Source organism: Moraxella porci DSM 25326 (assembly GCF_002014855.1).
Classification (GTDB): domain Bacteria; phylum Pseudomonadota; class Gammaproteobacteria; order Pseudomonadales; family Moraxellaceae; genus Moraxella; species Moraxella porci.
The window spans coordinates 25,528-51,259 of record NZ_MUYV01000011.1; the positions used below are offsets into that span (position 1 = coordinate 25,528).

Annotated in this window: 21 protein-coding genes; 9 read left to right on the forward strand and 12 right to left on the reverse strand. The window is 49.0% G+C overall.

Translation table 11 applies throughout. The annotated features are described in order from the left end of the window. Nucleotides 1-121: 121 nt before the first annotated feature. The 5 genes from hisIE to B0681_RS07920 are packed head-to-tail and all read left to right on the forward strand — an operon-like array spanning nt 122 to nt 2,800. Nucleotides 122-919, forward strand: a complete 798-nt coding sequence (gene hisIE / locus B0681_RS07900; RefSeq protein ID WP_078318198.1) for a bifunctional phosphoribosyl-AMP cyclohydrolase/phosphoribosyl-ATP diphosphatase HisIE — start codon at nt 122-124, stop codon at nt 917-919. A 50-nt stretch (nt 920-969) separates the two neighbouring features. After that, nucleotides 970-1,191, forward strand: coding sequence for a Sec-independent protein translocase subunit TatA (gene tatA / locus B0681_RS07905; RefSeq protein ID WP_078318199.1), 222 nt, complete (start codon nt 970-972; stop codon nt 1,189-1,191). 9 nt (nt 1,192-1,200) lie between these two features. Then, nucleotides 1,201-1,713, forward strand: coding sequence for a Sec-independent protein translocase protein TatB (gene tatB, locus B0681_RS07910; protein ID WP_078318200.1), 513 nt, complete (start codon nt 1,201-1,203; stop codon nt 1,711-1,713). Next, on the forward strand, nt 1,710-2,477 hold the full coding sequence (gene tatC, locus B0681_RS07915) for a twin-arginine translocase subunit TatC (protein WP_078318201.1): 768 nt from the start codon (nt 1,710-1,712) through the stop codon (nt 2,475-2,477). The genes tatB and tatC overlap by 4 nt, the downstream gene beginning before the upstream one ends. Before the next feature lie 2 nt (nt 2,478-2,479). Further along, on the forward strand, nt 2,480-2,800 hold the full coding sequence (locus B0681_RS07920) for a DUF4298 domain-containing protein (RefSeq protein WP_078318202.1): 321 nt from the start codon (nt 2,480-2,482) through the stop codon (nt 2,798-2,800). Nucleotides 2,801-2,855: 55 nt separating this feature from the next. Here B0681_RS07920 and B0681_RS07925 read toward each other — a convergent pair whose 3' ends face one another. After that, nucleotides 2,856-4,532, reverse strand: coding sequence for an FMN-binding glutamate synthase family protein (locus tag B0681_RS07925; RefSeq protein WP_078318203.1), 1,677 nt, complete (start codon nt 4,530-4,532; stop codon nt 2,856-2,858). A 343-nt stretch (nt 4,533-4,875) separates the two neighbouring features. On the opposite strand from B0681_RS07925, the gene B0681_RS07930 reads away from it, so the two are divergent. The 3 genes from B0681_RS07930 (at nt 4,876) to B0681_RS07940 (ending at nt 8,277) form a co-directional block, all read left to right on the forward strand. Further along, on the forward strand, nt 4,876-5,604 hold the full coding sequence (locus B0681_RS07930; protein WP_078318204.1) for a UTRA domain-containing protein: 729 nt from the start codon (nt 4,876-4,878) through the stop codon (nt 5,602-5,604). Nucleotides 5,605-5,729: 125 nt separating this feature from the next. Beyond that, complete coding sequence (locus B0681_RS07935; RefSeq protein ID WP_078318410.1) at nt 5,730-7,217, forward strand: UvrD-helicase domain-containing protein; 1,488 nt, start codon at nt 5,730-5,732, stop codon at nt 7,215-7,217. A gap of 61 nt (nt 7,218-7,278) precedes the next feature. Next, nucleotides 7,279-8,277: a tRNA dihydrouridine synthase gene (locus B0681_RS07940; protein WP_078318205.1), complete on the forward strand. Its 999-nt coding sequence runs from the start codon at nt 7,279-7,281 to the stop codon at nt 8,275-8,277. A 1-nt stretch (nt 8,278) separates the two neighbouring features. Here B0681_RS07940 and B0681_RS07945 read toward each other — a convergent pair whose 3' ends face one another. The 8 genes from B0681_RS07945 to B0681_RS07980 form a co-directional block, all read right to left on the reverse strand. Next, nucleotides 8,279-8,599: a nucleoside triphosphate pyrophosphohydrolase family protein gene (locus tag B0681_RS07945; RefSeq protein WP_078318206.1), complete on the reverse strand. Its 321-nt coding sequence runs from the start codon at nt 8,597-8,599 to the stop codon at nt 8,279-8,281. Between the two features lie 20 nt (nt 8,600-8,619). After that, a complete protein-coding gene (locus B0681_RS07950) occupies nt 8,620-10,437 on the reverse strand; it encodes an ABC transporter ATP-binding protein/permease (protein WP_078318207.1) in 1,818 nt (605 codons plus the stop codon). Nucleotides 10,438-10,537: 100 nt separating this feature from the next. Further along, entirely contained in the window at nt 10,538-12,742 is a 2,205-nt protein-coding gene (locus B0681_RS07955; RefSeq protein ID WP_078318208.1) for a TonB-dependent receptor, read from the reverse strand. A gap of 306 nt (nt 12,743-13,048) precedes the next feature. Beyond that, the gene (locus B0681_RS07960; RefSeq protein ID WP_078318209.1) at nt 13,049-13,813 is read right to left on the reverse strand and encodes an ATP-binding cassette domain-containing protein; all 765 of its coding nucleotides are present in this window, start codon (nt 13,811-13,813) and stop codon (nt 13,049-13,051) included. Beyond that, a complete protein-coding gene (locus B0681_RS07965) occupies nt 13,810-14,805 on the reverse strand; it encodes an iron chelate uptake ABC transporter family permease subunit (protein WP_078318210.1) in 996 nt (331 codons plus the stop codon). The genes B0681_RS07960 and B0681_RS07965 overlap by 4 nt, the downstream gene beginning before the upstream one ends. 82 nt (nt 14,806-14,887) lie before the next feature. Next, a complete protein-coding gene (locus tag B0681_RS07970; RefSeq protein ID WP_114144977.1) occupies nt 14,888-15,877 on the reverse strand; it encodes an ABC transporter permease in 990 nt (329 codons plus the stop codon). A gap of 67 nt (nt 15,878-15,944) precedes the next feature. Then, nucleotides 15,945-16,967 (reverse strand): siderophore ABC transporter substrate-binding protein, encoded by a 1,023-nt coding sequence (locus B0681_RS07975; protein ID WP_228143889.1) that lies wholly within the window; start codon nt 16,965-16,967, stop codon nt 15,945-15,947. A gap of 249 nt (nt 16,968-17,216) precedes the next feature. Further along, nucleotides 17,217-17,753: a DUF11 domain-containing protein gene (locus tag B0681_RS07980; protein ID WP_228143890.1), complete on the reverse strand. Its 537-nt coding sequence runs from the start codon at nt 17,751-17,753 to the stop codon at nt 17,217-17,219. A 298-nt stretch (nt 17,754-18,051) separates the two neighbouring features. Between B0681_RS07980 and argA the strand changes: the two genes are divergently transcribed. After that, nucleotides 18,052-19,383: an amino-acid N-acetyltransferase gene (argA, locus tag B0681_RS07985; protein ID WP_078318211.1), complete on the forward strand. Its 1,332-nt coding sequence runs from the start codon at nt 18,052-18,054 to the stop codon at nt 19,381-19,383. Between the two features lie 59 nt (nt 19,384-19,442). Here the strand turns inward: argA and gltS are convergent, their stop codons facing one another. From gltS to B0681_RS08000, 3 genes are all read right to left on the reverse strand, one after another. Then, nucleotides 19,443-20,714 carry a sodium/glutamate symporter gene (gene gltS, locus B0681_RS07990; RefSeq protein ID WP_078318212.1) on the reverse strand — a complete coding sequence of 424 codons (1,272 nt, stop codon included), beginning with the start codon at nt 20,712-20,714 and terminating at the stop codon, nt 19,443-19,445. A gap of 347 nt (nt 20,715-21,061) precedes the next feature. After that, the gene (gene purL, locus B0681_RS07995; protein WP_078318213.1) at nt 21,062-25,006 is read right to left on the reverse strand and encodes a phosphoribosylformylglycinamidine synthase; all 3,945 of its coding nucleotides are present in this window, start codon (nt 25,004-25,006) and stop codon (nt 21,062-21,064) included. Nucleotides 25,007-25,160: 154 nt separating this feature from the next. Next, entirely contained in the window at nt 25,161-25,730 is a 570-nt protein-coding gene (locus B0681_RS08000) for a DUF2799 domain-containing protein (protein WP_078318214.1), read from the reverse strand. Between the last annotated feature and the right edge of the window lie 2 nt (nt 25,731-25,732).

The following is a 25,732-nucleotide window of genomic DNA, read 5'->3' on the forward strand; positions in this document are numbered from 1 at the left end:
GTCTTTGCCATCAAAGCTGGGTCAGTGCTAAAATTGCGTGGCAGTAACCCTCAGCACCGCCAATGCTTATCGGCTGAGCATCTGATTTCTTATTCATCGATAACATCCACAAAGAGACGACATGAACTGGCTTGATACCCTAAAATTTGATGCCGATGGCTTAATTCCTGCAATCGCCCAAGATCGTGCCACAGGACAGGTGATGATGGTCGCTTGGCAAAACAAACAAGCCTTAGAACTCACCTTCCAAACCAAGCAAGCGGTATATTTTTCGCGCTCACGAGGCAAGCTGTGGCACAAGGGCGAGACCTCAGGGCATACGCAAATCGTGCATGACATCTATACCGACTGTGATCAAGATGTCATTATTTTATCGATCACCCAAATCGGTGGCATCGCCTGTCACACAGGCCGTGCTTCATGTTTTTATCAAAAACTCGATGACAATGGCGACTGGCAAACCATCAGTGATGTCTTAAAAGACCCTAAAGATATTTATGGTAAAACCGCCAAGCCGCTTGATGGTGAAGATGCGCAACACAGCGATGCCACCAAGCCATCCTCAGCGGATGTTTTGGGCGCACTGGATGCGATCTTGGCCGATCGCAAATCTGCGGACAAAGACAGTTCTTATGTCGCAAGCTTATACCATAAAGGCTTAAATAAAATCCTAGAAAAAGTCGGTGAAGAGTCGGTGGAGAGTATCATCGCCGCCAAAGAGTTAGAACGCGCCAAAAGATCTGGCAGTGATGTGGCTGAGATGGCGCATGATTTGGTCTATGAAGTGGCTGACACTTGGTTTCATCAGATGGTGGCATTATCGATGCTCGATCTGTCATCACAAGCTGTGATCGATGAGCTGGCGCGTCGCTTTGGCGTATCAGGCATTGATGAAAAAAACAGCCGAGTGAACAATTAATGGCCCAGTTGGGTTGAACAATTTATTATTGACATTAAAACGGAGTGGTTATGGGTTCATTTTCTATCACACATTGGTTAATTTTATTGGTCGTCGTGGTCATTGTCTTTGGCACCAGTAAGCTAAAAAACGCTGGCAAAGACTTGGGCGGTGCGGTCAAAGGCTTTAAAGATGCCGTCAAAGAAGAAGACAAACCAACAATCGACAACCGCGAAAAAACCATCGTCGTCGAAGAGGTTAAGGTCGAACCCAAAGACCATCATCAAGGCTAATCCTCACTTATGATAGGCAATCTTGGTTTTTTTGAGCTGACACTGCTTGGCATCATCGCGCTCATTGTCTTAGGCCCTGAAAAGCTGCCAGTGGCTGCTCGTACGCTTGGCCGTTGGTATGGCACTTTGCGTCGTGCCAGCCAAAAGCTGCAAAACGACATCTCAAGCGAATTACAACTGCTCGAAACCCAAGAGCTACTCAAAAAAGAGCTACAGCAAATCCGCGACTCTGAAGCGAAGATGAAAGCCCAGATGGATGAACTGCAGCGCTCACTCAAGCAGAACCAAGCGCAGTTTGACACCGCCAAGCGCCAAACGATGGATGCTTGGCACACCCAACCATCACAGGATGCACAAGTTGGCAGCGTACCGCCTGTCGCCGCCTCTGCTGGCACTCTGCCGATGGCCAATCGCTGGTTTTTATTAAGCCACTATGACGCCCAGCGTCGCCTGCCGCCTGCACCTAGGATGCCAAACTATCTGGCTGACCCTTTGTTGTATCAACACATGGATAATTCATGAGCCAAGCCGATTTTCCAGACACAACTGACACGCCTTTGATGTCACATTTCATTGAGCTGCGCAGCCGCTTTATCCGCATGTTTTTGGCGGTGTTGCTGGTGTTTTTGGGCTTGGTGGGATTTAGCCGTGAATTGTATGATTTTATCTCCAATCCTTTGGTGGCGCTGCTGCCAGCCGAAGCCAGTCTGATCGCCACCGATGTCGCCTCAGGCTTTTTGGCACCGATTCGCCTAACTTTTTTTATTGCTTTATTTGTCACCGTGCCGTTTATTTTGGCACAGATTTGGGGTTTTATTGCACCTGGATTGTATAAGCACGAAAAACGCGCTGCCTTGCCGCTGCTATTGTCTGCGATTGTGCTGTTTTATACCGGTGTGGCATTTGCATATTTTATCGTACTGGTGCCTGCACTGAAATTTTTTGTGATGTTCGCGCCAGATAATGTACTGCCGATGACCGACATTGACAGCTATTTAAGCTTCGTGCTTAAGCTGTTTGCGGTCTTTGGCGTGATGTTTGAGATCCCTGTGGTGACGCTGATTTTGGTGCTGATGCGACTGGTCAGCGTTCAAGCCTTGGCGGACAAGCGTCGCTATATCATCGTCGGCTGCTTTGCTGTCGCAGCTGTGGTCACACCACCTGATGGCGCAAGCATGCTGATGCTGGCCATTCCGATGTGCTTGCTGTTTGAGCTGGGATTGTTGATGGCCAAAGTCTTAGTGAGAGATAGGCCTTCAGATGATCTTGAGGCAGATGAGGGGTGAACATGGATCAGATCAAGCAGCTACAGGCCAAGCTTGATGAAACCCAAGCGCTGTACCGCGAATGGCTGAGCGCCAAGCAAAAGGCCGATGAGGCTTATGCCGCCATAGTGCATGCGATGGCAGTGATGGCAAAGCTTGAGGCGGCGTATTTTGATGATGCATTCATGCAGCTGCACGATGCCGATGCCAAAGGCCTGCTAGACACCAGAACGCCTGGAGAGCACAGTGTGTTAAGCGAGGATGCTGTGTATAATGCATTGATTGACAAAGAGCAGCTATTATGGGCGCATCTTAAGCTGTGCATTGAGCATCTACAAAGATAATCGCCGAATCACCATGTAAAAAGACCAAGCTTTTGCCTGGTCTTTTTTATCAGAATCATAGCATGCGATTGCGTTCATTTTCGGCATCGACGATCTCATCAGCGATGGTCATTGCCTGAAAACTGTTTGAATCAGCCAGCTTCCACATATCATCAAGCACGCGGCGGCCGCTGTCGCCAGTCAATAGTGATCCATGCTCGATGAATTGATAATGCTCAGACAACAGCTTGATCCAGCCATCAGGCTGACGGCGAACGATGTGATGCGGCATCAACTGACTGGGATGATCCAGCCCCGAGCAGCCGACGATTTCTGCCAGTGCTTTTAGGGTATTGTGATGATAATTTTTGACGCGGCGGGATTTGTCAGGGACATCCAATGCCTTTTGACGCGCAGGGTCTTGAGTGGCGACCCCTGTCGGGCATTTGTTGGTGTGACAAGAACGCGACTGAATACAGCCGACAGCAAACATAAAGCCGCGCGCTGAGTTACACCAATCCGCCCCAAGCGCCATCATTTTGGCGATGTCAAAAGCAGTGATGACTTTGCCGCTGACGCCAACTTTGATCTTATCACGGATACCAGCACCAACCAAGGTGTTTTGTACAAAAATCAGTGCATCGACCAGTGGCATCCCCACCGAATCCATAAACTCCACAGGCGCCGCACCCGTACCGCCCTCAGCACCGTCGATGACAATAAAATCAGGGTAGTTATTTTCCTCTTTCATCGCCTTGACGATCGCCATAAATTCCCATGGCATACCAATACACAGCTTGATGCCCACAGGTTTACCGCCAGACAGATCGCGCAGCCGCTGCCAAAACTCGACCAGCTGTTTTGGGGTGCTAAATTCAGGATGTGTCGGCGGCGAGATGCAGTCGATGTCCATCGGAATGTCGCGCGTGGCGGCGATCTCATGGGTGATTTTGGTGGCAGGCAATACACCGCCCTTACCTGGCTTAGCGCCTTGGGACAGCTTGATCTCGATCATCTTGACCTGCGGCGATTTGGCACGCTCGGCAAATGTCTCAGGATTAAAGCGGCCATGCTCATCACGACAGCCAAAATATGCTGTACCCAGCTGCCAAATCAAATCCCCGCCATGCTTTTGGTGATAAGGGCTGATACTACCCTCCCCTGTATCATGGGCAAAACCGCCTTCTTTGGCGCCTTTATTCAGTGCTTCGATGGCATTGGCAGACAGCGCGCCAAAGCTCATCGCCGAGATATTAAACACCGACAAATCATAAGGCTGAAGACAGCGCTCATTCCCCACACGCACACGAAAATCGTGGTTATCAATTTTATGGCTGCGACCTGAATGCAAAAACCAATCCGTGCCTGGCTTGCTTAAGTCATTTAAGCTGCCAAAGGCGGTGGTGCTGTCCAAATCCTTGGCGCGCTGATAGACGATGGAGCGCTGCAAGCGTGAAAATGGCACCTCTTCGCGATCGCCTTCGATGAAGTATTGGCGCACTTCTGGACGGAAATTTTCAAACAAAAACCGAATGTGTCCGCTGATCGGATAATTGCGCAAAATCGCATGCCGCTTTTGATGGATGTTATACACCCCAAGGCATGTCAAACAAGTGGCGATGAACAACAGCCACCAGATTTTAAACAAAATCGAAATGGGAATCAGCGCCACACACACCCAAAATAAGGCAAAGCGCGGCAATACCAAAAAGAAAAAGTTGGCAGAATGGTTATCGGGTTTTAGGTTGGGCATCACTCATATCCACAATGCAATGAAGGGTATGCCGCAGCACACCCTGATGTTATTATTTTGGCAAATTATATCACAGCACATTTATTATCATAATTTGATAATAATGATAAACCTATCAATAAAATAAATAAAAACTGGCAAAAATCGCCCCATCACCGCGCTAAGCTGCTGTTTTCGCCGATATTTGACGCATTCGTCTGCATAACACTTCCCATTCTTTTTTGCTTTATGTTATCATGTTAAATCGCATTTATTGCGGTCAAATTTCGTACACCGCATCGATGCATCAATCAGACACCCATGCGCGATCATCCAAGCATTCTATCCATACAAGAGGTAAACTGTGCCAAAACAACCTGCGTACCTGACCATCAAAAACTCGATTTTGGCCAATATTCATTCAGGAACATGGCAAGAGGGCAGCGCCATCCCTGCCGAGATCAGCTTGGCTGAGACTTTCGGAGTCTCGCGCATGACGGTGAATCGCGCGCTCAAAGAATTAGAAGCAGAGCGCATCTTGGAGCGTCGCCAAGGCTCTGGCACTTATGTGGCACAACAAAAATATAACAATGCGTACATCGAGATTCGCAATATCGCCAAAGACATCCGAGAGCATTATAGCACTTATCATGCCGAGGTCGTCTCGCAAGACACGCTTGATGTTCAGGCATTGCGCCAACCGAATAATCATTGGCTTGGCATGATGTTTTTTGATGGCAATCCCAGCAGTGATGATCAGCTATATCAGGTCTGTATCGTGCATTATGGTGATGATTTGCCGATCCAATACGAAGAGCGATGGGTAAATGCCGGCGTCGTGCCTGATTTTATCAATCAAGATTTTAATACCATCAACACCAGCGACTATCTGATCGGTCATGTACCTTTGGAGTATGGCGATTATCAAATTCAGGCCAAATTGCCGCCAGATCATGTGCGCCAAGCTTTGCAAATGAACAGTCAAGAGCCTGCTCTGCTGCATGTGCGCCACACCAAATCCCAAGGCCTGCCTGTCACTTTTGCCAATATGTGGCATCCTGGCAGTCGTTTTTCATTTGGCGGTACTTTATAAGTAAAGCCCAAGATGCTGCCATCTTACCAGATGTGATGGATTTTAAGCTTTATGACTTACGCACCGCGAATCTGGATAAAGCTGTGGTATAATGGCATTTTTGCCACTTTTATCCAATGATGCCGATGCACCACCCACATTCTACCACGCCTACGCCGACTGACGAACAGTTGGCGTCTTTGGACATGGCGATGACAGGGCAGTCGTTCAAGATTGTCGCTTATGCAGGAGCGGGCAAGACGACCACACTGCGGCTGATTAGCGAAAATCTACGGGGTCGTGGGCTATATTTGGCATTTAATAAGGCGATCGCCACCGAAGCGCAGGGCAAATTTCCGCCCAATGTCCGCTGTCAAACCTTTCATTCGCTCGCCTTTCGTCATGTCAATCGCGACATCACCGCCAAGATCAGCTTGCCACGCTTGACACCCTCACGACTGGCATCTGAGCTTGATTTACAAGGCATCAGCACTGAGCGAGTGGTCGATGGCATCAAAAAACCTGTCACGCTCACACCTGCCAAGCTTGCCAACATTATCAGCGAGTCGATTACCACATTTTGCAAGACCTCATCCGCCTACCCTGCACCACGCCATATCAGTGCGCCATCATGGATGGATGAAGCAGATGCCAGTCGCCTACGAGAGATGCTCTATCCTGCCTTTGAGCGGCGATGGCTACAGTCGATTGATCCACGCCATCAATCGGGTATCAGCCATGATGTCTATCTAAAGCTTTGGACACTGTCCAATCCTGTCATTCCGGCTGATTTTATCTTATTTGACGAAGCTCAAGACGCTGACCCCTTGATGATGGGCGCACTCATTCGCCAAGACAAGCAGACCATCTATGTCGGCGATGCGCATCAGCAGATTTATGAGTGGCGGGGTGCGTTAAACGCCATGAAACGCCTGCCTTATCCGCAGACGCTATTGACGCAGTCGTTTCGCTTTGGGCAGTCGATTGCTGATGTTGCCAATGTGTTTTTGACCGCCTTGCAAGAAGACATTCCGCTCAAAGGCAATCCCAATCAGCCGTCCACCGTCGGCAAAAGCCTTGTACATGGTGCCAAAGATGCCATTCTTTGCCGTACCAATGCCACCGCCATGAGCCATCTGCTTGATGGGCTCAAGCTTGGGCATAAAGTGGCTCTACAAGCCGACAGTCAGCGGATTTTGCGGTTTTGCCAAGGGGCAGACAGCCTAAAAAATGGCAAATCCGCCTATGGCATCCCTGAGCTTGCGTATTTTAATCACTGGGGTGAAGTCCAAGAGTTTAGCGAAACTGGTGAAGGCAGCGACCTAAAAACTTGGGTCAAACTCATCGAAGAGCATGGCACTGCCACCATCACCAAAGCCATCAATAGCCTAACCACCCAAAGCCATGCTGACTATGTCGTCTCCACCGCTCACAAATCCAAGGGGCTTGAGTGGAATCGCGTGCAAATCAGCGATGATTTTTTGTATGATACCAATACATTGTCCGTCAAAATCACCCCCGAAGAGCTACGCCTACTCTATGTCGCCTGCACTCGTGGCAAAACCAATTTGGACATTCATCACATCACTGATCTGCTGCATGGCTTGGTGCACAAAAAAGTGATTTATGGCTAATTTGCCATCAATGATTGTATCAACCCCATTCCAAGAATTTTAATAACAGCCATTTTAGTTTATGAATTTTGACCACTTTTTCCCCCATCCTGTCCGCCTGCTTGCGCCAATGGAAGGTCTTACCGACCCATTGATGCGACGGATTTTGACCGATATCGCTTATACACTTGGTGCGCCTTATGACTGGGCGGTGAGTGAGTTTATCCGTGTCACACATTATCCTTTACCTGCGCACGTGTTTTATAAATTTGTCCCAGAATTGCACCATGGCGGTCGGACTGCCAGCGGTACGCCTGTGCATATTCAGCTACTGGGCAACAACCCTGAGACGATGGCACAAAGTGCCGTGACGGCGGTGGAGCTTGGGGCGGCGGCGATTGACCTAAACTTTGGCTGTCCTGCCAAGACAGTCAATAACCACAAAGGCGGCTCGGTACTACTACAAGAGCCCGAAGTGCTATACCACATCATCAGTGCTGTGCGACAGGCTGTACCAAGCGACATCCCTGTCTCCGCCAAAATCCGCCTAGGCTATACAGACACGAGTCTGATGACCGACATCGGCGATGCGGTACGCTCGGCAAATGCCAGCTGGCTGACCATCCATGCTCGCACTAAGGTGGACGGCTACAAACCCCCTGCTTATTGGGATAAGGTCGCCCCTTTTACCACGCTTGGGATGCCCATCATCGCCAATGGCGAGATTTGGACAGCAGATGATGCCAAACGCTGCATGGCAAAAGCCAATACACCTCATCTGATGCTTGGTCGTGGCGCGGTCACTCGTCCTGATTTGATTGCGACTATTGCAGGCTTGGAGGGTTTGGACTGGGCAAGCTTATGCCAATATCAGTTGCAGTTTTTGGCGGATGAGACAGAGAACCAAAATGGGCTGATTGGTCGCTATAAACAGTGGCTGGGTATGCTCACCAAAGGTTATGATGAAGCGGACACACTGTGGCACATCATCAAAAAAATCAAGGATAAGGGCGAGATTGAGCAAACGATTTTGGCGAGTATAAAAAAAGCCAACCCAGTGATACAGGTCGGCTTTGTGTGAGTCAAGACAATCGACGCTCTAGATTTGTCAAAAATGCTTCCATCTCACCATGAATATCAATACCCATGCGCTCGGCAAGTACGATTTGCCACCAAATATTTTCGGCAAGCTTATGGGCAAGTTCGCTATCCACATCACTATCTGACTTCGTCCAACGCCCCTCATGTGCCATCGTTAAGCGACCCACCAAGCCTGCATCGGTCAAAAATGCCAAAGCATCTTCTTCGACCGTCCAATGTGAGCCATGGTGCTTGTCTTCTAGCGCATGATATTTGGCACGGATTGCCATCGAGCGTTCGATAATTTGTTTAAAATCAGTCATAAAATTCTCCAAAGCATCCATTATAGCCCATCATGAGCATTACTGTGTACCACTCTTGTTACTTGTATGGTCTTATGATGAAACTCATGCAAACTGCTGCGATGACCGATACTCACGACCACACTATCAGGCAAGTGCGTCGCAAGTAGTGTGTACATCAGCTTCTCATTGGCTTCATCGAGCGCCGATGTCGCTTCATCAAGAAATATCACATCAGGGCGTGCCAATAAAATCCGCACAAAGCCAATTCGCTGTGCTTGCCCTGGGGACAGATACGCCTGCCAATCTTCGATGTCATCTAAGCGTTTGGCAAGCTGTTTGAGTCCCACGACACTCAGCCACTTGGCGATACTCTCATCATCTACTACCATTGCAGGATAAGTGACGACATCACGCAGACTGCCTTGGGGAATGTAGCTTTTTTGGGGTGTGAAATGCAGTTTTTGCGACATGGCAATATGCATCGCACCCACTGTCGGCAGTGGATAAATCCCCGCCATCGCTCGCAAGAGACTGGTTTTGCCCACACCTGATTCACCTTGGATTAATAGGCGATCACCACGATTGAGCACCACATCCACAGGCGAAAACAGCAGATGACCTTTGTTATTGATCAGTCCAAATTGCTGCAAGGCAAGCTTTGCTTCTGATGGCGACTGGGCAGGCAAATCGGTACTGACTGTCTCAGCGACATCAGATTTTTTATAAATTTTATCTAAAGAATGTAAAAATCCGTACAGACGATTGACCCGCGCTTGATACAAGGTAAAATCTTCATAAAACAAACGGAAAAATGACAAAGCACGCATCAAGCGGTTGAACGACTGCACCGTCTGATGCACATCACCAAGCTTGATTTGCCCTGCAAAAAATCTCGGTGCTTGTAGCATAATCGGCAACAGCATCGCGAACTGTGTCACCCCAGTATTAAAGCCGCCCAAGCCCAGCGAACGACGGACAATCGCCCAGCGGTTATCAATGATGGCACGAAAATAAGCGCTCAAGCTGAGCTTTTCTTGTTTTTCACCTTGATAAAACGCAATGCTCTCAGCATGGTCACGCACTCGCACCAGTGCATAGCGATAGTCGCCATGGCGATGCTCTTTTTCAAAATTCAGACGAATCAGCGGTCGCCCAATCCACACCGAAATGACGGTAGCAGTGATGATAAATCCATACACCAAAAACACCACGCCCTTTGGAATCTCAATGCCCGCCAGCACCAGCACCCCCGACAAGCCCCATAAGATAATGGTGAACTCAATCGATGATAAGATGGCGTTTAGCACCCCACGCACCATCTCAAGCGTATCAGTGATAAAGGCGGTCGCATCTTGTTCGATACGCTGATCGATGTTATCAGGCTTGGCATTATCTGGGCGACTTAGGCGGTAGTAGTTTTGATTATCCAGCCAGCGGTTTAATAACACAGCGTTTAATTTTTCGAGCCAACGGATCTCAAACACTTGCCCAATCAGCACATCAATGATCTCTTGGATGACCTTGATGCCGACCAGACTGGCATTAATCAATGCAAAAAACCAAAACGCATCAGGCTTCATCTCTTGTAGTGATGTATAAAGCCCATTATAAAAAAAGGTATTCAGCACACTGATACGCACTTCGATCAGCACAAAGGCGATGAGCACCACCACCATCAGCACTGTCTTGATGATGCTGGTATTTGTTAAGCATGGTTTAGTAATATGCCAAAACTTACGCCCTGTATCTGTATGGCGTGTCAAGATAAAAAACGCCACCGCAAACGCTGCCGTCACCCAAGTCAATGTCTGCACAAACCACATGGCTGAGCCAGTCAGTTCACTTTGCCAATCCATAAATTACCGCTTATTAATTAATCACAACAACACAGTTGCACATAGACAAAAAGACAAAAACCGTTTGCAGTTACCCACAAACGGTTTATAAATTTTCTAATTAAAAATCAATGGTATAGCTCACATTGTAGTTGCGGCCACGACCACCAGTATAACGATCAGAAGTCGGCAAGACTGCATCGGTCAAGAAGACATCATAGTCTTCGTTCAGCAGATTATTGATACCCAATCCGACCACGCCTTTGCCCAGTGGCTGCTTATAGGTCATATCCACCAAGGTATAAGCATCGGCTTTGGATTCGGCATTATTGACAGCAGGATAATCACGAGAGAACAAATGCGTCGCTGTCATGCTAAATCGCTTGCCACTGTCTCCAAAGCGATAGTTCACGCCGACAGATAGCTTATCAGGGCTGATGTTGCGTGCTGGCATATCCACCATCACACCATCACCCTTGGCATCGTATTCGCCTTGGGTGTGGGCATAGCTTGCGGTGAATTGGGCATTGTCGGTCGCTTGATAACGCAGCGCCACTTCAGCGCCCTTGATGTCGGTGGCTTGACGCTTAGCACGATAGCCTTCAACTGTCGCATCATATTCAAGCGTCGAGCCAAGATCTGATTTGGATTGGAATACGCTCAAATCCGCTGACAGCTTATCGCCAGTATAACGCACACCCACTTCGGTATTATCAGTGACAATCGGCTCAAGATTGACGGTCTGTACACTATGTCCCAGGTCGGTAATGGTACGCAGTTTCGCCCCCACATCTGGCATACCCAGACCTTTGGCATAGTTGGCAAACACTTGCGTACTGTCATTGACATCATAGACCAAGCCGACACTTGGCAAGATTTCATCGAACTTCACCGTACCGCCCTCAACTGGTGTCTGCGTCCACTGACGAGATCCGAATTTATCATCCCGAGTATTACCTACAACGGTCTCAAAATCATCCACCTTAAGCTCGCCATGCTCATAACGCACGCCAGCACTGAGATTGAGACGGTCAGCCAGACGCACGCGCGCCTGTGCAAACGGTGCCACGCTGCGATACTGCATCAATGGCGCCCAGCTGCGATTGGTTAGGATCAATTTTTGTTCGGTTTCATCTTGTAGTGCATCCACGCCTGCTGTCACAGAGATGCGGTCTTGCCATAGGTCGTCTTTGTTGAGCGTCAGTTTTGCACCGATTTTGGTCGATTCGTTTTGTGATTGGTCAAGAAGCGTGCCATTTGGTGCGATGCTGATGTCTTGGTAGTTATTGGCATTATTCGCCCCATAACGCGCGGTAAAGTCGTTATAAAACGCCTGCGCTGACAGACGAGTGCCAAAGAAGTCGTCATCGCTATAAGTGGCATTCACCGTCAAAGCATCATTATAAGGCGTCTCGCCACGATATGCCGTGCCTGTATATTTGACAGCGGTATCAGTCAAGCCAGTAGCATGATTGCCTGCCACATTTTCATAATCAAGGGTCGCATCAGAATCTAGGTGATAATAATTCACCGATGCACCGACTCGTTTATCCGCATCAATCTGATACCCTGCTTTGGCAAATACATCGTAGCTTTGCGAACCTTGGACATCGCCTTGGTTGCCATAGATGCCCGTCATGCGGTTGTCGGCTTGATAGTACATACCTTCTTTGGCATATTTGACAGCAAATAAAGCATCGCTCTTCTCACCGCCAAAGCTTGCTTGATAACGCACGCTGCCACCCAAGCCATCAGAATTGGCATGATTATCGCTGCTCGCGGTGATGGCGATTTGCTGAGCGATGCCATCTTTGCGGTTGGATTTGGTGATAAAATTAATAATACCGCCTGTCGCACCCAGACCTTGTTCGGCAGATGCCCCATAGACCACCTCGATACGCTCCACCATCGCCAAATCAATGGTGCGGCTCTCACGACTGCCATCACGCAGTGGATTGGACTGCGGCACACCATCAATCATAAACAGCACATCACGACCACGGAAGCTCTCGCCCACCGTGCCTAGCTTCTCACTCGCTGGCGCATAGCCAGGAATCAGCTTCGACAGTGCTTCAGACGTGTCATCGCTCAGTAGCAGTTGGTCATCGATGGCTTGGCGATCAATGATCAGCACTTTTTGGGCAGACTCTTTGAGCTTACTTTGGTCACGCTTGATGGTGATAACATCGCCTTCTAAGACAATGTTAGGCTCAGTGCTTGCCTCTGCAGTATTGGCCAGTGCAGCCATTGGCAAAACACCACTGGCAGCAGCGACCGCCAACCATAATACAGACGGTGCAAACACAGTTGGGCGTCGTGATTTCATCTTAACATCCTATAAAACAACAAAAAACAATAACTACAACCAATAACACCCAAATAATCAGCAAATAAAATCCGCTCACTTTGCAATATTCATAGCGAGCGGATAGCTATTCCCAATTAAGAATATTATCAATAATGATAGTTGTTATCAATTATAAATAAGAACCATTCTGATGTCCAGTTAAATGATAAAAATTTTTTATGGATTTTTATGATAAATAAACAAATTGTAATGTTATAATAATTATACTTGAGTCATCATCAAGCCGTCGCATCAGTCACTGGCAGACGGCTTGTCATGCATACTTTAGCTTGTCATTGTATCAACAATCACCGGCTTATCATCGTGATATAGCACAGTGACATCGACTTGATACAGCTGCTTCATCGTGCTTGCAGTCAGCACATCGATGGGTTTGCCTGTGGCGATGACTTGTCCTGATTTCATCATCACCACCGTATCGGCAAACTGTGCCGCTTGGTTGATGTCATGCAGGACGATGACGATGGTTTTGCCAGCTTTGGCAAGCACTCGCAGCTTTCGCATCAGTCGCCCTGCATGATACATATCCAGATTGTTCAATGGCTCATCGAGCAGCAGATACGGTGTATCTTGGCATACCACCATGGCGATCAGCACTCGCTGACGCTGACCACCGGATAAATCGGACAAGAACCGCTCGGACAGTGCTGTCAGCTCAAACTCTGCCAACACTTCTTCGACACGCTGGACATCCTCTGGCGCTGGTGTGCCTTGATGATGCGGATAACGCCCAAACATCAGTAGCTCTCGCACCCGAAGCCTGCCTTGGACGTGATTTTCTTGGGTCAGCATGGCAAGCGTACAGGCAAGCTTTCGGCTATCTGTCGTCGCCACATCATAGCCACCGAAGCTCACCTTGCCTGACTGTAGCGGCAGGATGCGCGCCATCAGATTGAACAGCGTCGATTTGCCCGCACCATTTGGGCCAATCAATGCCACCACTTGCCCTGTCTGTAAGGACAGGTTGACATCATCCAAAATCTGCGTGCCATTATCCAGTCGAAATCCGACACCTTGAACCTGTATCATCGTGTTGCCTGCTTTTGATATTGATGAAAAATAATCCACAAAAATGCCAAACCGCCCACCAGTTCAATCACCACCTCAAGCACGCCTGCCATCTTGAGCAGATGCTCAAAAATCATCTGCCCTGCCACCAAGCACAGCATGGCGATTAGGCTAACCAGTAGCAATCGCTTGCCATGATGCATCGATGGGCTGATGGCATTGGTCAAGGCACAGACCAACAGCCCAAAAAAAGTCACCGGCCCCACCATCGCCGTCGATACCGCAACAAGCAGTGCAATCATCGCAAGCACGCCCAGCGTCAGACGCGTATAATTGATGCCCAGATTGATCGCAGGCAGTCGCCCAAGCAGCAGAATATCAAGCTTGTGACGCATCCGATACATCAGCAGTGCACAGATGGCACACAGCACCATGCCCACACTGAGCACCTGGGTATTGATGGTGTTAAACCCTGCATAACTCACCGATTGGATGGTCACAAATTCTTCTGGGTCAATCATTCGTGCCACCAAAAATGACAGACTGCGAAACAACAGCCCAAAGACCACGCCCACCAAAATCAGCCGTGTCAAATCCTGACTATGCCGCCCAAACAGCGTGCGAAACATCACCAGCGACAAGCCAAGCATGATGATGACTTCAAAGCCAAACTTGCCCAAAGTCGGTATCGATGCCATCCCCACCGCACCCAAAAAGAACACCATCAGACTCTTGATCAGCACATACAAGCTATCAAAGCCCAGCAGTGCTGGCGTCAAAATCGGATTGTGCGTCAAGGTCTGAAACAATAGCGTCGATGTGCCAATGGCAAAACCAACAGTCATCAGCGCCAACAGTTTTTTGCCACGCAAGCTTAGGATAAATGACCAGTTGCCTGTGCCATTGACACTCATAAACAGCAAGATGGCGATGACAAGCAATATCGCCATCACGGTCAGCGGTCTGTCCTTGATCAGAGAAACGGGACGGGCAAAAATTTGGAGAGCAGGCATGATGAATCAGGTTAATTGTTAATTGTTAAAAAGCCTAAAAATTGGCAAAATCTTAGTGAATGTTATAGAAGGTTATAGAGAGTTATTTGGGATTTTTTAATAATAAATATAAAAATACCGCCGCACCCAGTACCCCAAAGACCACCGTGACCGGAATCTCAAACGGATAAATTATCAGTCGCCCGATGATGTCGCACAATAGCACCGCGGATGCACCAAGCAGTGCCACTGCAGGTAGAGTGAGTCTAAGCCGATCGCCCATCAAACGGCTGATGATGTTTGGCACCACAAGCCCCACAAAAGGAATCATACCAACCGTCGCCACCACCACCGAGCTGACCAAGGCGACCATCACAACCGACAGCCGAAGTACCGTGTCACGGTTGACGCCCAAGTTTGTGGCGATATGATCACCCAGCCCAATGATGGTCAGCTTATCAGCCAAAATATAGGCCATCAGCGACACACCACCAACCAGCCATAACAGCTCATAGCGACCCGCCAAAATACTGGAAAAATCGCCAAATCGCCACACACCAAGCATCTGCACCATCTCAGTTTGATAAGCAATAAATGTACTCATCGCATCAATGATGCCACTAAAGACAATCCCAACCAACGGAATCATCAGATAATCCGTCGCTGGCAGCCGCTTAATCAGTTTCATAAATATCATCATACCCACCATCGCACAGACGGTGGCGATGCTGATTTTGGCGATGATGGGTGCTGATGGGAGCATGAGTGCCGTGATGAGCATACCCAGTGCCGCACTTTGGGTAGCACCCACCATCGATGGCTCGACAAAGCGGTTTTTGAGCACCACCTGCATCATCATGCCACTGATCGCCATACCTGCACCAGTCAAGATGATGGCAAGCGTACGGGGGATACGGCTTTGGATTAGGATTTGGGCATCTTGGCTGACTTGACCTGATATCAGACTTTGCCAACTAAACTCTGCCACACCAACCGATAAACTCACCAAAATCAGCATCGCCATCAGCACTAAGCTGATTGCATTGATGCCGATGGCTTTTTGCCAAGGATTGATTGATGCAGCGGTATTCATAACACTCTTAGGACACACAAATTGACGAAATAAAAGATGGCAAGTATCACACCTGCCATCATTGGGATTATTGTGCTGTTTTGGCGTTGAAAGCGTCGGTGACGATTTGGGCGTCATTAAGCCATTGATAATAACCACCAAATGCCAAATAGCTGTCTGGGCTTAGATAGACGATTTGTTTGTTTTTCCAAGCTTTGGTGCCATGCATCAGTGGATTATCTAGCACCACTTCGGCAGACTCACCCTCTTCACCGATGGCAGCACCGCGATCTAGGACAAATAGCCAATCTGGATCGACTTTTTGTAGGTATTCAAAGCTGATCGGCTGACCGTGGCGTGCATCTTCGATATTGGCATCTGCCATCGGGATACCAAAGGCCGTGTGCAAAAAGCCGTAGCGAGATTTGTCGCCATAGGCAGACAGCTTATTGCCATTGACCATGATGGCTAGGCCATTGCCCTTGCCTGCCGCTGCTTGTTTGGCGGCTGCGATCGCTGCATCGATGTCGCTGATGGCGGTGGTCGCTTCAGCTTCTTTGCCAAATAGCTTACCAAAATCAGTCAGCTGCTGTTTGGTGGCTTCATAAGGATTTTTGGTGTCGATGGTAAGATTCAGCACAGTGCCGATTTTGCCAAGCTCTTCAGCTTTTTCAGCCATGCGAGAGCCGACAATGATGGCTTTTGGTTGTAGAGCGTTCAAGCCTTCTAGATTTGGCTCAAGTACAGTGCCAATCTCGGCAGCATCTGGGGTGTTGGCGGCTTTTAGGTTGGTCAGACGAAGATCGGCTGGCATACCTTCGACTGGGACGCCGAGTACCGCCAAGTTTTGCATCGCTGTCATATCATACACCGCCAGTGGATGTGGATTGCCCGCAATGGTCACATCACCTGTGGCAGTTTTGATGGTGATATCGCCTGTTGGTGCGACAGCATCCGCGCTTGGGGTAGCCGCTTCGGTGATGCTGGTTTGCGCTTGCGTGTCGGCTGTCGCACTCTGCTCAGCAGGCTTATCGGCACAGGCTGCCAAGCCAATGGCGCTCATCAGCGTCACAGTCGCAAGATAGATGTGTTTTTTGGTTGGTGCGGTCATCGCAGTACCCCTTCGCTTAATTGATTTGTTGTAAATATCTTTGCCATCGCGGCATCACATCCTACATTATAAAACAGCTTGGACAAGGATTCAAACCAAATAAGAATATTTTTTATTTGTAAATGATTTATATTACAAAAAATACACACTTGGGTGATGCTTAAGAAAAGCAAACACCCCATCGGCATCCAGATGATGGCAAATAAAAACACCAGACTCATCAGAATCTGGTGTCTTATCAAGCACAAATTAGCGAATGATCGCACGGTATTTGACCACGGTGGTCGCACCAATGCCCAAATCTTGGATGCTCCAGCGCAATGCTTGGTATTGGGCGAATGGCAGGTTTTGGGTGGTGCCATTGACCGATGAGCGGATCGGCATGAACACGAAGCGCGAACCATCAGCGCTGGCTTGTGTACCGATACTTGGTGAGACAAATCCTGTAAACTCAGCGCCTGCTGGCAAGCTCAGCGCCACACGCATGTCACGCACGCGATCTTTGCCATTATTGGTGAGTAGGACTTGATATTCCACCAAGTCGCCTTTTTTGATCTGAGTCTGAGCTGTGACGGGCTCCAAAACCTCTGCGCCATCGACCGTGCGTACCAAAAAGGCATTCATCACCGTATCAACATCATTACTGGTCACCACCGTCGGTGTGGTGGCAGACGCCTGTACAGATGGCGTGGCAGCCGTGTTGGTGGCAGTGCTGGTCGGTGTGGTCGAACATGCAGCCAAAGCCAAAGTCAATGCACCCAAAGATAAAGCAGCAGACAGTTTCATAAGTCATCCTTTTATTAGATAAAAACCAAATGTACACTAAGCATAGCACAGCTTGGCAAAAGAGTGAATTTCTCGACTGTTTAATTATAGTAACCGCGATGTGATGACCATCAATCATACCACCACAGTCAAATCACTGCCAATGCTCAACACCTCATAAAAACTTAATAAATCGCTTGGCATCTGCCAAAAACTTTGCTATCGTATCACGATGATCGATCATCTGATACAGATGTATTTTTTTGGATAAATTTTCTCATTGTCGGCATGATTACCGCTTGTGCCTTTTGGAGTACCCATGAATCCCATCAGCTCATCTGAGGCTGTGCCAGCGCTGACACCAGTGCATTGGTTCCGCAACTCTGCCCCTTATATTAATACGCATCGTGGCAAGACCTTTGTCATCATGTTCGGCGGTGAGGCGGTCGCGCGTGATGGCTTTAGCACCTTGATTCATGATTTTGCCCTGCTGCATAGCCTAGGCATCAAACTGGTGCTGGTGCATGGCGCGCGCCCACAAGTCGAGCAAAACCTCATCAAACAAGGGCTTGCCACCAATATCCATGACGATGTGCGCATCACCCCCAAGCAAGCGATGCCAGCCTTGCTTGAAGCGGTCGGCTCGATTCGCCTACAGATCGAAGCGCAGCTGTCGATGGGTCTTGCCAACTCACCGATGCATGGCTCTCGCATTGATGCCATCTCAGGCAACTTCGTCACCGCGCGTCCTTTTGGCATTCGTGATGGTGTGGATTATCAGATGACTGGCGAGGTGCGCTCGATCGATGTCGCTGCCATCCGCCATAATCTGAATAATAACCACATTGTCATCTTAGGCCCGACAGGCTTTTCGGTGACTGGTGAGATTTTTAATCTCTTGGCTGAAGATGTCGCCTTGCAGACTGCGGTGGCATTGGGCGCTGATAAGCTGATTTTCTTAGGCGAAGACGATGGCATCATCAGCCGTGATGGTCGCCTGCTGCGCGAGATGATTCCAAACGAGGTCGATCGTCTGCTACGAGATCGCAATGACCAAGAAGAGATCACCCACTTTCTGCGCTGTGCCGCCGCCGCCTGCCGCGAAGGTGTGCATCGCACGCACATCATCAGCTATGCCAAAGACGGCGCGCTGATCGAAGAGCTGTTCACCCGCGATGGCTCAGGCACGCTGGTCAGCCACGATCCTTATGAAGAGATTCGCCGTGCCACGGTCAATGATGTGATCGGCTTATTAGAGCTGCTAAGACCCCTTGAAGAGCAAGGCATCTTGATCCGTCGCACCCAAGAGCGCCTAGAACAAGAAATTGAGTATTATAATGTCATCGAGCGAGACGGCACCATCTTGGGCTGCGCTGCACTGTATCCACTCGATGAGCAGTCGGCTGAAGTGGCAAGCCTTGCCATCCATCCTGACTATCGCAAGGGTAGTCGTGGTGCAGATTTGCTTGCTTTTTTGGAGCAGCAAGCGCGCAGTCACGGTCGCCATCAGTTGTTTGCTCTGACGACACACACTGCGCATTGGTTCGTCGAACAAGGCTTTAATGAGGTTGGGGTCGATGCTTTGCCTGTCGAACGCCAAGCGATCTATGACCACAGCCGCAACTCTAAAGTCTTAAAAAAACAGCTATAATCTCATAAAAAAATCAACCCTTTTACCAGATGATAAAAGGGTTGATTTTTTTTGGGTGATTAACCGATGATACCAATAAATGCCTGCAAAATCGCCACATTCATAATATCGACAAAGAACGCACCCACCATCGGCACGATCAAAAACGCCTTATGCGATGGCATATAACGATCGGTAATGGCCTGCATGTTCGCGATGGCCGTCGGCGTCGCACCCAGACCAAAACCACAATGACCTGCCGCCAACACCGCGGCATCGTAGTCCTTGCCCATGATGCGGAAGGTAACAAAATACGCATAAGCAATCATCGCCAGTGTCTGCACCACCAAGATGATCAAAATTGGCCCAGCCAGATCCGTCAGCTCCCACAGTTTTAGCGACAGTAACGCCATCGCCAAGAACAATGACAGCGCCGCATTACCAAAGACATCAATGGCACGGTCAAACATGTCAAAGTTAAAGAAAGTGGTCAAGACATTGCGAATCACCACGCCGCCAAATAATGCCCATACAAAGGTCGGCAGCTCAATCCAAGTATCCTTGGCGATGCCTGTCATGATATCAGCAAATGCCAAACACGCCGCAAACAGCGCCAGCGTCTCGATGGTCGATGATGCCGTGATCAGGCGGATGTTATCAGGACGCTCGAACATCTCTTTGTGCGCGGTGTCGTCATCAAAGTTATGCTTGGTGCTGTACAGTGACTGATCGTCTGCCAATTGCTCCACATCTGACAAGTTGGCTTTATCAGCTGTCGGTCGAATGCCAAGCTTATTGGTCAGGCGTTTGGCCACAGGACCGCCGATGATGCCACCTGCCACCAGACCATAGGTCGCACAAGCGATGCCCAGTGTGGTTGCGCCCACCACGCCATATTTATCCTCAAATGTGGCGCCCCAAGCACCTGCCGTGCCATGACCGCCCGTCAAAGAAATCGAACCTGCCACCAGACCCATCAACGGATCAAGTCCCAGTGCCGTCGCCAGACCCACACCGATCAGATCTTGGAACAGGATAAATCCTGACACCACGAATAAGAAAATCAACAATGGCTTACCGCCTGCTTTTAGACGGCCAAAATCCGCTGACAGACCGATGGATGCAAAGAACATCAGCATACACGCGGTCTGTAGCTCTTTTTGAAAAGTAAAGCTATAGCCAAAGAAAAAGTTTAAAGAATAAACAATCACCGCAGCGATCAAACCGCCCGCCACAGGCTCAGGAATGTTAAAATCGCCTAAAAATTTGATTTTTCTAACCAAAAAACGCCCCAATAGCAACACAAGCGTCGCCAAAATCAGCGTATAGTAGCCGTTGAGTGTAATTTCCACACAACTCTCCTTTAAAACATCATCACGCACCTATCAAGCATCGAGCCGACAAAGCATGATTCATAAGAAAATCAGAACAATTATTGCAATACTCATGACCCCATGAGCAAACCCTATAATTATAAGTTATTTTTGGGATAAATTGGGCAAAATTTCTGATAACATCTCATTGATTTGACAAATTATTTTTATATTTGGTTAATATTGGATGAAATTTAATCTAATTTATGCGAATTTTTTATATAGTTATTTATAAATTATCTATCTAAATATGGATAACCCAAAACAACACCCCAAACCACCATGAGTGATTTGGGGCAAGTTGTTATTCTGCTATTAATCTGTGCTTAACGCAAGAATGCTCGAGCATTGCGGAATAGACGCATCCACGCACCGTCATTTTGCCATTCATCAGGCTTCCATGAATGATTCACCGCACGCAGATTACGCTCTGGATGCGGCATCATCAAGGTGACACGGCCATCATTGCTACATACACCCGTGACACCTTCTGGTGAGCCGTTCGGGTTCAGCGGATAATGCTCGGTTGGATTGCCTTGGCTATCGACATAGCGTAGTGCGATTTGACCATGACGCACCAATTCCGCCATTGATTTATCATCCAAATCGGCATAGCCTTCACCATGTGCGATGGCGATTGGCAAGATGCTGTCTTGCATACCTTTTAGTAGGACTGATTTGGTACGCTCAACACGGACATTGACCGTGCGTGCCTCAAAGCGGGCAGATTTGTTGGCTCTAAAGCGTGGGAAATGCTCAGCACCGACCATCAAGTCCTTGAGCTGACTCATCATCTGACAGCCGTTACACACACCCAGCGCAAAGGTCTCAGGACGATGGAAGAAACGGGCAAATTGCATACGCAGCTCATCGTGGAACAGTACCGAGTTCGCCCAACCTGAGCCTGCACCCAAGACATCGCCGTAGCTAAAGCCACCACACGCCACCAAACCTTCAAAGTCACGCAGATTGATACGACCGCTCATCAAGTCGCTCATATGCACATCGATGGCATCAAAGCCTGCACGCACAAAGCCTGCACCCATCTCAAGATGGCCGTTCACGCCTTGTTCACGCAAGATGGCAACTTTTGGTAGACTGGTGCGGCTGTTGATGTATGGTGCTTCGACCGCCAAATCTAGGTCATAATTGGCATCAGCAATCAAACCATGATGGTTGATGTCGCTGATTAGGGCAAATTCTTGGTCGGCACAGGCAGGGTTGTCACGCAGACTTTGGATGGCATGGCTGACTTTTGCCCATTCTTGTTGTAGTTCACTGCGATCAAAGGCAAGCTGTACCGTTGGCGTCGTGATGGTCAATTTATCCACGCCCGCACCACCTGCTGGTGTCGCCTTGGCATCACCAACAAGGCTTGTCAATGCTGATACACCATGCTCATCTGCCAATGCGACAAAGGCATCGACATCTTCAGGCAATACCTGTACCACCGCACCCAGCTCTTCGGCAAATAGCTGACCAAGTAGGTTTTCATCAGTCAGAGCAAGATTGATCGCAATACGGCTGGCAAACTGCATTTCAGCCACTGCTGCCACAAGGCCACCATCACCGATGTCATGATATGCCTTGATCACGCCTGCTTTGGCAGCTGCTTGGATAAAGGCAAAGAAATTGGCAAGGTCGGCTGCCTTGTCCAAATCAGGGCAATCATTGCCCAATTGGCTCAAGGTCTGTGCAAAAATCGAACCGCCCAAACGCAGCTTGCCGCCTGACAAATCAATGCGATACAGCACTGAGTCACTATTGACAAGTGCCGGCGTCAGCGTACCTGCAACATCTTGTACTGGCGCAAAAGCAGTGATGATCAGACTCATCGGTGAGCTGACTGTCTTATCCACGCCATCATCTTGCCAGTTGGCTTTCATTGACAAGCTGTCTTTGCCCACAGGAATGGTGATACCAAGCGCAGGGCACAGCTCTTCGCCGACTGCGTGCACCGCATCAAACAGTGCAGCATCTTCTTTTTCGTCGCCACAGGCTGCCATCCAGTTGGCTGATAGAGTCACATCGCTGATTTTGGCGATGCGTGCTGATGCGATATTGGTCACTGCTTCACCGACTGCTAGGCGTGCTGATGCCGTTGGGCTAATCAATGCCACTGGCGCACGCTCGCCCATCGCCATCGCTTCACCAGTGGTGGCGGTTAGGCTCGTGCTGGTCACCGCACAGTCTGCCACAGGCACTTGGTAGCGGCCGACATACTGATCTTGGGTCACCATGCCAGTGATTGAGCGGTCACCGATGCTGATTAGGAATGACTTGCTGGCGACCGTTGGGTGGCGTAGGACATCTTTGATGCTCGTTGCCAAATCCACTGATGAGACATCCAAGGCGCGCAGGTCATTGTCACGACGACTAAAGCTACGCTTCATCTTTGGCGTACCACCAAGCAGCACTTGCATTGGCATATCAACAGGCTGCTCTGGTAATAGGCTGTCATCGACTTGTAGCTGACGCACCGCAGTCGCTGTACCCAAGATAGCATATGGGCAGCGTTCACGCGCACAGATGTCATCAAATAGCTTTTCGCTCTCAGGACGGATAGCCAGCACATAACGCTCTTGGGCTTCGTTTGACCAGATAGCCATCGGCGACATACCTGCTTCTAGTGATGGCACTTTACGCAGGTTTAGGTGTGCACCCAGCTCATGATCATCGACAAGCTCAGGCATGGCATTTGACAGACCGCCTGCACCGACATCATGGATTGAGACGATTGGGTTGTTATCATTGCCATCTTTTGCCATCGCCCAACAGGTGTCAATGACTTCTTGGCAACGACGCTCCATCTCAGCATTATCACGCTGTACAGAGGCAAAATCCAAGCCTTCGTCCAACTCACCACTATCCACCGAGCTTGCTGCACCACCGCCCAGACCGATTTGCATCGCAGGGCCGCCCAGTACGATGAGCAAATCCCCTTCTTGGATGGCATTTTTTTGAACCAAATTACGCTTGATATTACCATAGCCACCGGCAATCATGATTGGTTTATGATAGCCACGCATTTGACTGCCGTCTTGTTCGGCGGATGTATCCAGCTGGAAGGTACGGAAATAGCCGTTTAGGTTCGGACGACCAAATTCGTTAGCAAAAGCCGCACCACCCAATGGGCCTTCGATCATGATATCTAGCGCCGATGCCATGCGTGATGGCTTGCCATAGTCGGCTGCCGATACCTTGCCTGATGTTTCCCATTTTTCAGGCATCGTTGGCAGATGCAGATGCGAGACGCTAAAGCCTGTCAAGCCTGCTTTTGGCTTACCGCCACGACCTGTCGCACCTTCGTCACGAATCTCACCGCCAGCACCTGTCGCCGCACCTGCAAATGGAGCAATCGCCGTTGGGTGGTTGTGCGTTTCGACTTTCATCAAGATATCGACTTGTTCATTATGAAAACCGTACTGTGCTTCGCCTGCATCATTTTTGGTTGGATAAAAACGCTCAGCCACAAAGCCTTCCATCACCGCTGCATTGTCCTTGTAGGCCGATAGGATGCCTTCAGAATGCTTTTCATGGGTGTTGCGAATCATCTTGAACAGTGATTTTGGCTGTACTTCGCCATCGACCGTCCATTCGGCATTAAAAATCTTGTGACGGCAATGCTCAGAGTTGGCTTGGGCGAACATCATCAGCTCGACATCGGTTGGATTGCGGCCAAGCTTGGTGAAGTTTTCGACCAAATAATCAATATCTTCGCTCGATAACGCAAAGCCAAATTCAGTATTGGCAGACACCAGTGCATCACGGCCTTTGCCCATGATATCCACTGTGCTTAGGTGTGCAGGCTCACCATCGACGAACAAGGCTGATACATCACCAAGCTCATAAACCAAGCTTTGGGTCATGCGATCGTGCAAGATAGCTTCGGCGGCAGGTGGTAGACGGCTTGGCAGATTTTCGCCTGTCAAGGTATAAACCACCACACGCTCAACACGGTGAATATCCACGCCACAGTTATTAAAAATATCGGTCGCCTTCGATGCCCATGGGCTAATTGTGCCAAAACGCGGTGCAACCACAACTTGCACCTGTCCATCACCAGCACCCATAAGCTCTGGCGCTTGTCCTTGGTTCAATAGATCCAAGGCTTTTTTGCGGTCGCTATCAGACAATGGTGCATCAAATACATAAACCTGCTGGCTGCTCAACGCACTCACAGTGAGATTTGCTTTGTCTTTGAGCTGTTCGGCTAATTTTTGTGCTTGAAAATCGGTCAAAAAACCCAAACCGGCGATGGTGCTCATCATGGTGTTTACCCTTGCAAATGACGCCATTAAACTGGCAAGATGATCAAAAAATAAATACTGTCTATTATAACAGAAAATTAAGGCAAAATTTTTGACAAGTGATAAAAAAGGACGAAAAATTCAGCATCATCGTCCTTTTTGGGGCTTGCAGTGATCAGAGAAATGGATTGTTTGCGATTGCTTGATCTAGCTGCGCATCATAATACGCCAAATTCGCCTCAAGCTCGCGGATTTTGGCAGGTAATTGCAGCATATAAGCGCGCGCTTCTTTTTCACTCTTAAATTCTAAATTATCACCCTCTTGCAGTTTTTTGAGCTGATCTTTTAGGGTGCTTAGCTCTTTTCGGCCATTCTCCAGATTTCTTCTAAGTCGATAGATGCTGTTGCCGTAACTGGTGGCGCGATTGAGATGATCTTGTAACTCAAGCGGGCAGACATTTTTTAGGGATGATCCTTGGCTGCCCACACGGTAAGCGTTGGCAGGGGTGCAGTAGCTGTGCAATCCTGCTTGGCGGCCGCGCTCCCATGTATCGCGATCTGGAGCGATGCCAACTTTGGCGCAGGCTTTGGCGTGGCTGGCTAGGCGGTTCCAGTCATGACCATTGGCGCCGTCTTTAGCGCCGATTTGATACCAGTCCGCGACTTGACACTCTGCTTTTGATAAGCTGGCACAGCCTGTGATGGCAAGCGATGCGCCCATGATGGTTAAAATGACAGCTTTCATTT

Excerpts from the sequence above, each read along its gene's own strand:
- B0681_RS07970 (WP_114144977.1), bottom strand. The coding sequence starts at position 15,877 with ATGAATACCGCTGCATCAATCAATCCTTGGCAAAAAGCCATCGGCATC.
- B0681_RS07975 (WP_228143889.1), bottom strand. The coding sequence starts at position 16,967 with ATGACCGCACCAACCAAAAAACACATCTATCTTGCGACTGTGACGCTG.
- B0681_RS07935 (WP_078318410.1), top strand. The coding sequence starts at position 5,730 with ATGCACCACCCACATTCTACCACGCCTACGCCGACTGACGAACAGTTG.
- tatA (WP_078318199.1), top strand. The coding sequence starts at position 970 with ATGGGTTCATTTTCTATCACACATTGGTTAATTTTATTGGTCGTCGTG.
- B0681_RS07950 (WP_078318207.1), bottom strand. The coding sequence starts at position 10,437 with ATGGATTGGCAAAGTGAACTGACTGGCTCAGCCATGTGGTTTGTGCAG.
- B0681_RS07940 (WP_078318205.1), top strand. The coding sequence starts at position 7,279 with ATGAATTTTGACCACTTTTTCCCCCATCCTGTCCGCCTGCTTGCGCCA.
- B0681_RS07980 (WP_228143890.1), bottom strand. The coding sequence starts at position 17,753 with ATGAAACTGTCTGCTGCTTTATCTTTGGGTGCATTGACTTTGGCTTTG.
- purL (WP_078318213.1), bottom strand. The coding sequence starts at position 25,006 with ATGATGAGCACCATCGCCGGTTTGGGTTTTTTGACCGATTTTCAAGCA.
- argA (WP_078318211.1), top strand. The coding sequence starts at position 18,052 with ATGAATCCCATCAGCTCATCTGAGGCTGTGCCAGCGCTGACACCAGTG.
- B0681_RS07960 (WP_078318209.1), bottom strand. The coding sequence starts at position 13,813 with ATGATACAGGTTCAAGGTGTCGGATTTCGACTGGATAATGGCACGCAG.
- hisIE (WP_078318198.1), top strand. The coding sequence starts at position 122 with ATGAACTGGCTTGATACCCTAAAATTTGATGCCGATGGCTTAATTCCT.
- B0681_RS07925 (WP_078318203.1), bottom strand. The coding sequence starts at position 4,532 with ATGCCCAACCTAAAACCCGATAACCATTCTGCCAACTTTTTCTTTTTG.
- tatB (WP_078318200.1), top strand. The coding sequence starts at position 1,201 with ATGATAGGCAATCTTGGTTTTTTTGAGCTGACACTGCTTGGCATCATC.
- B0681_RS07955 (WP_078318208.1), bottom strand. The coding sequence starts at position 12,742 with ATGAAATCACGACGCCCAACTGTGTTTGCACCGTCTGTATTATGGTTG.
- tatC (WP_078318201.1), top strand. The coding sequence starts at position 1,710 with ATGAGCCAAGCCGATTTTCCAGACACAACTGACACGCCTTTGATGTCA.
- B0681_RS07965 (WP_078318210.1), bottom strand. The coding sequence starts at position 14,805 with ATGCCTGCTCTCCAAATTTTTGCCCGTCCCGTTTCTCTGATCAAGGAC.
- B0681_RS08000 (WP_078318214.1), bottom strand. The coding sequence starts at position 25,730 with ATGAAAGCTGTCATTTTAACCATCATGGGCGCATCGCTTGCCATCACA.
- B0681_RS07920 (WP_078318202.1), top strand. The coding sequence starts at position 2,480 with ATGGATCAGATCAAGCAGCTACAGGCCAAGCTTGATGAAACCCAAGCG.
- B0681_RS07945 (WP_078318206.1), bottom strand. The coding sequence starts at position 8,599 with ATGACTGATTTTAAACAAATTATCGAACGCTCGATGGCAATCCGTGCC.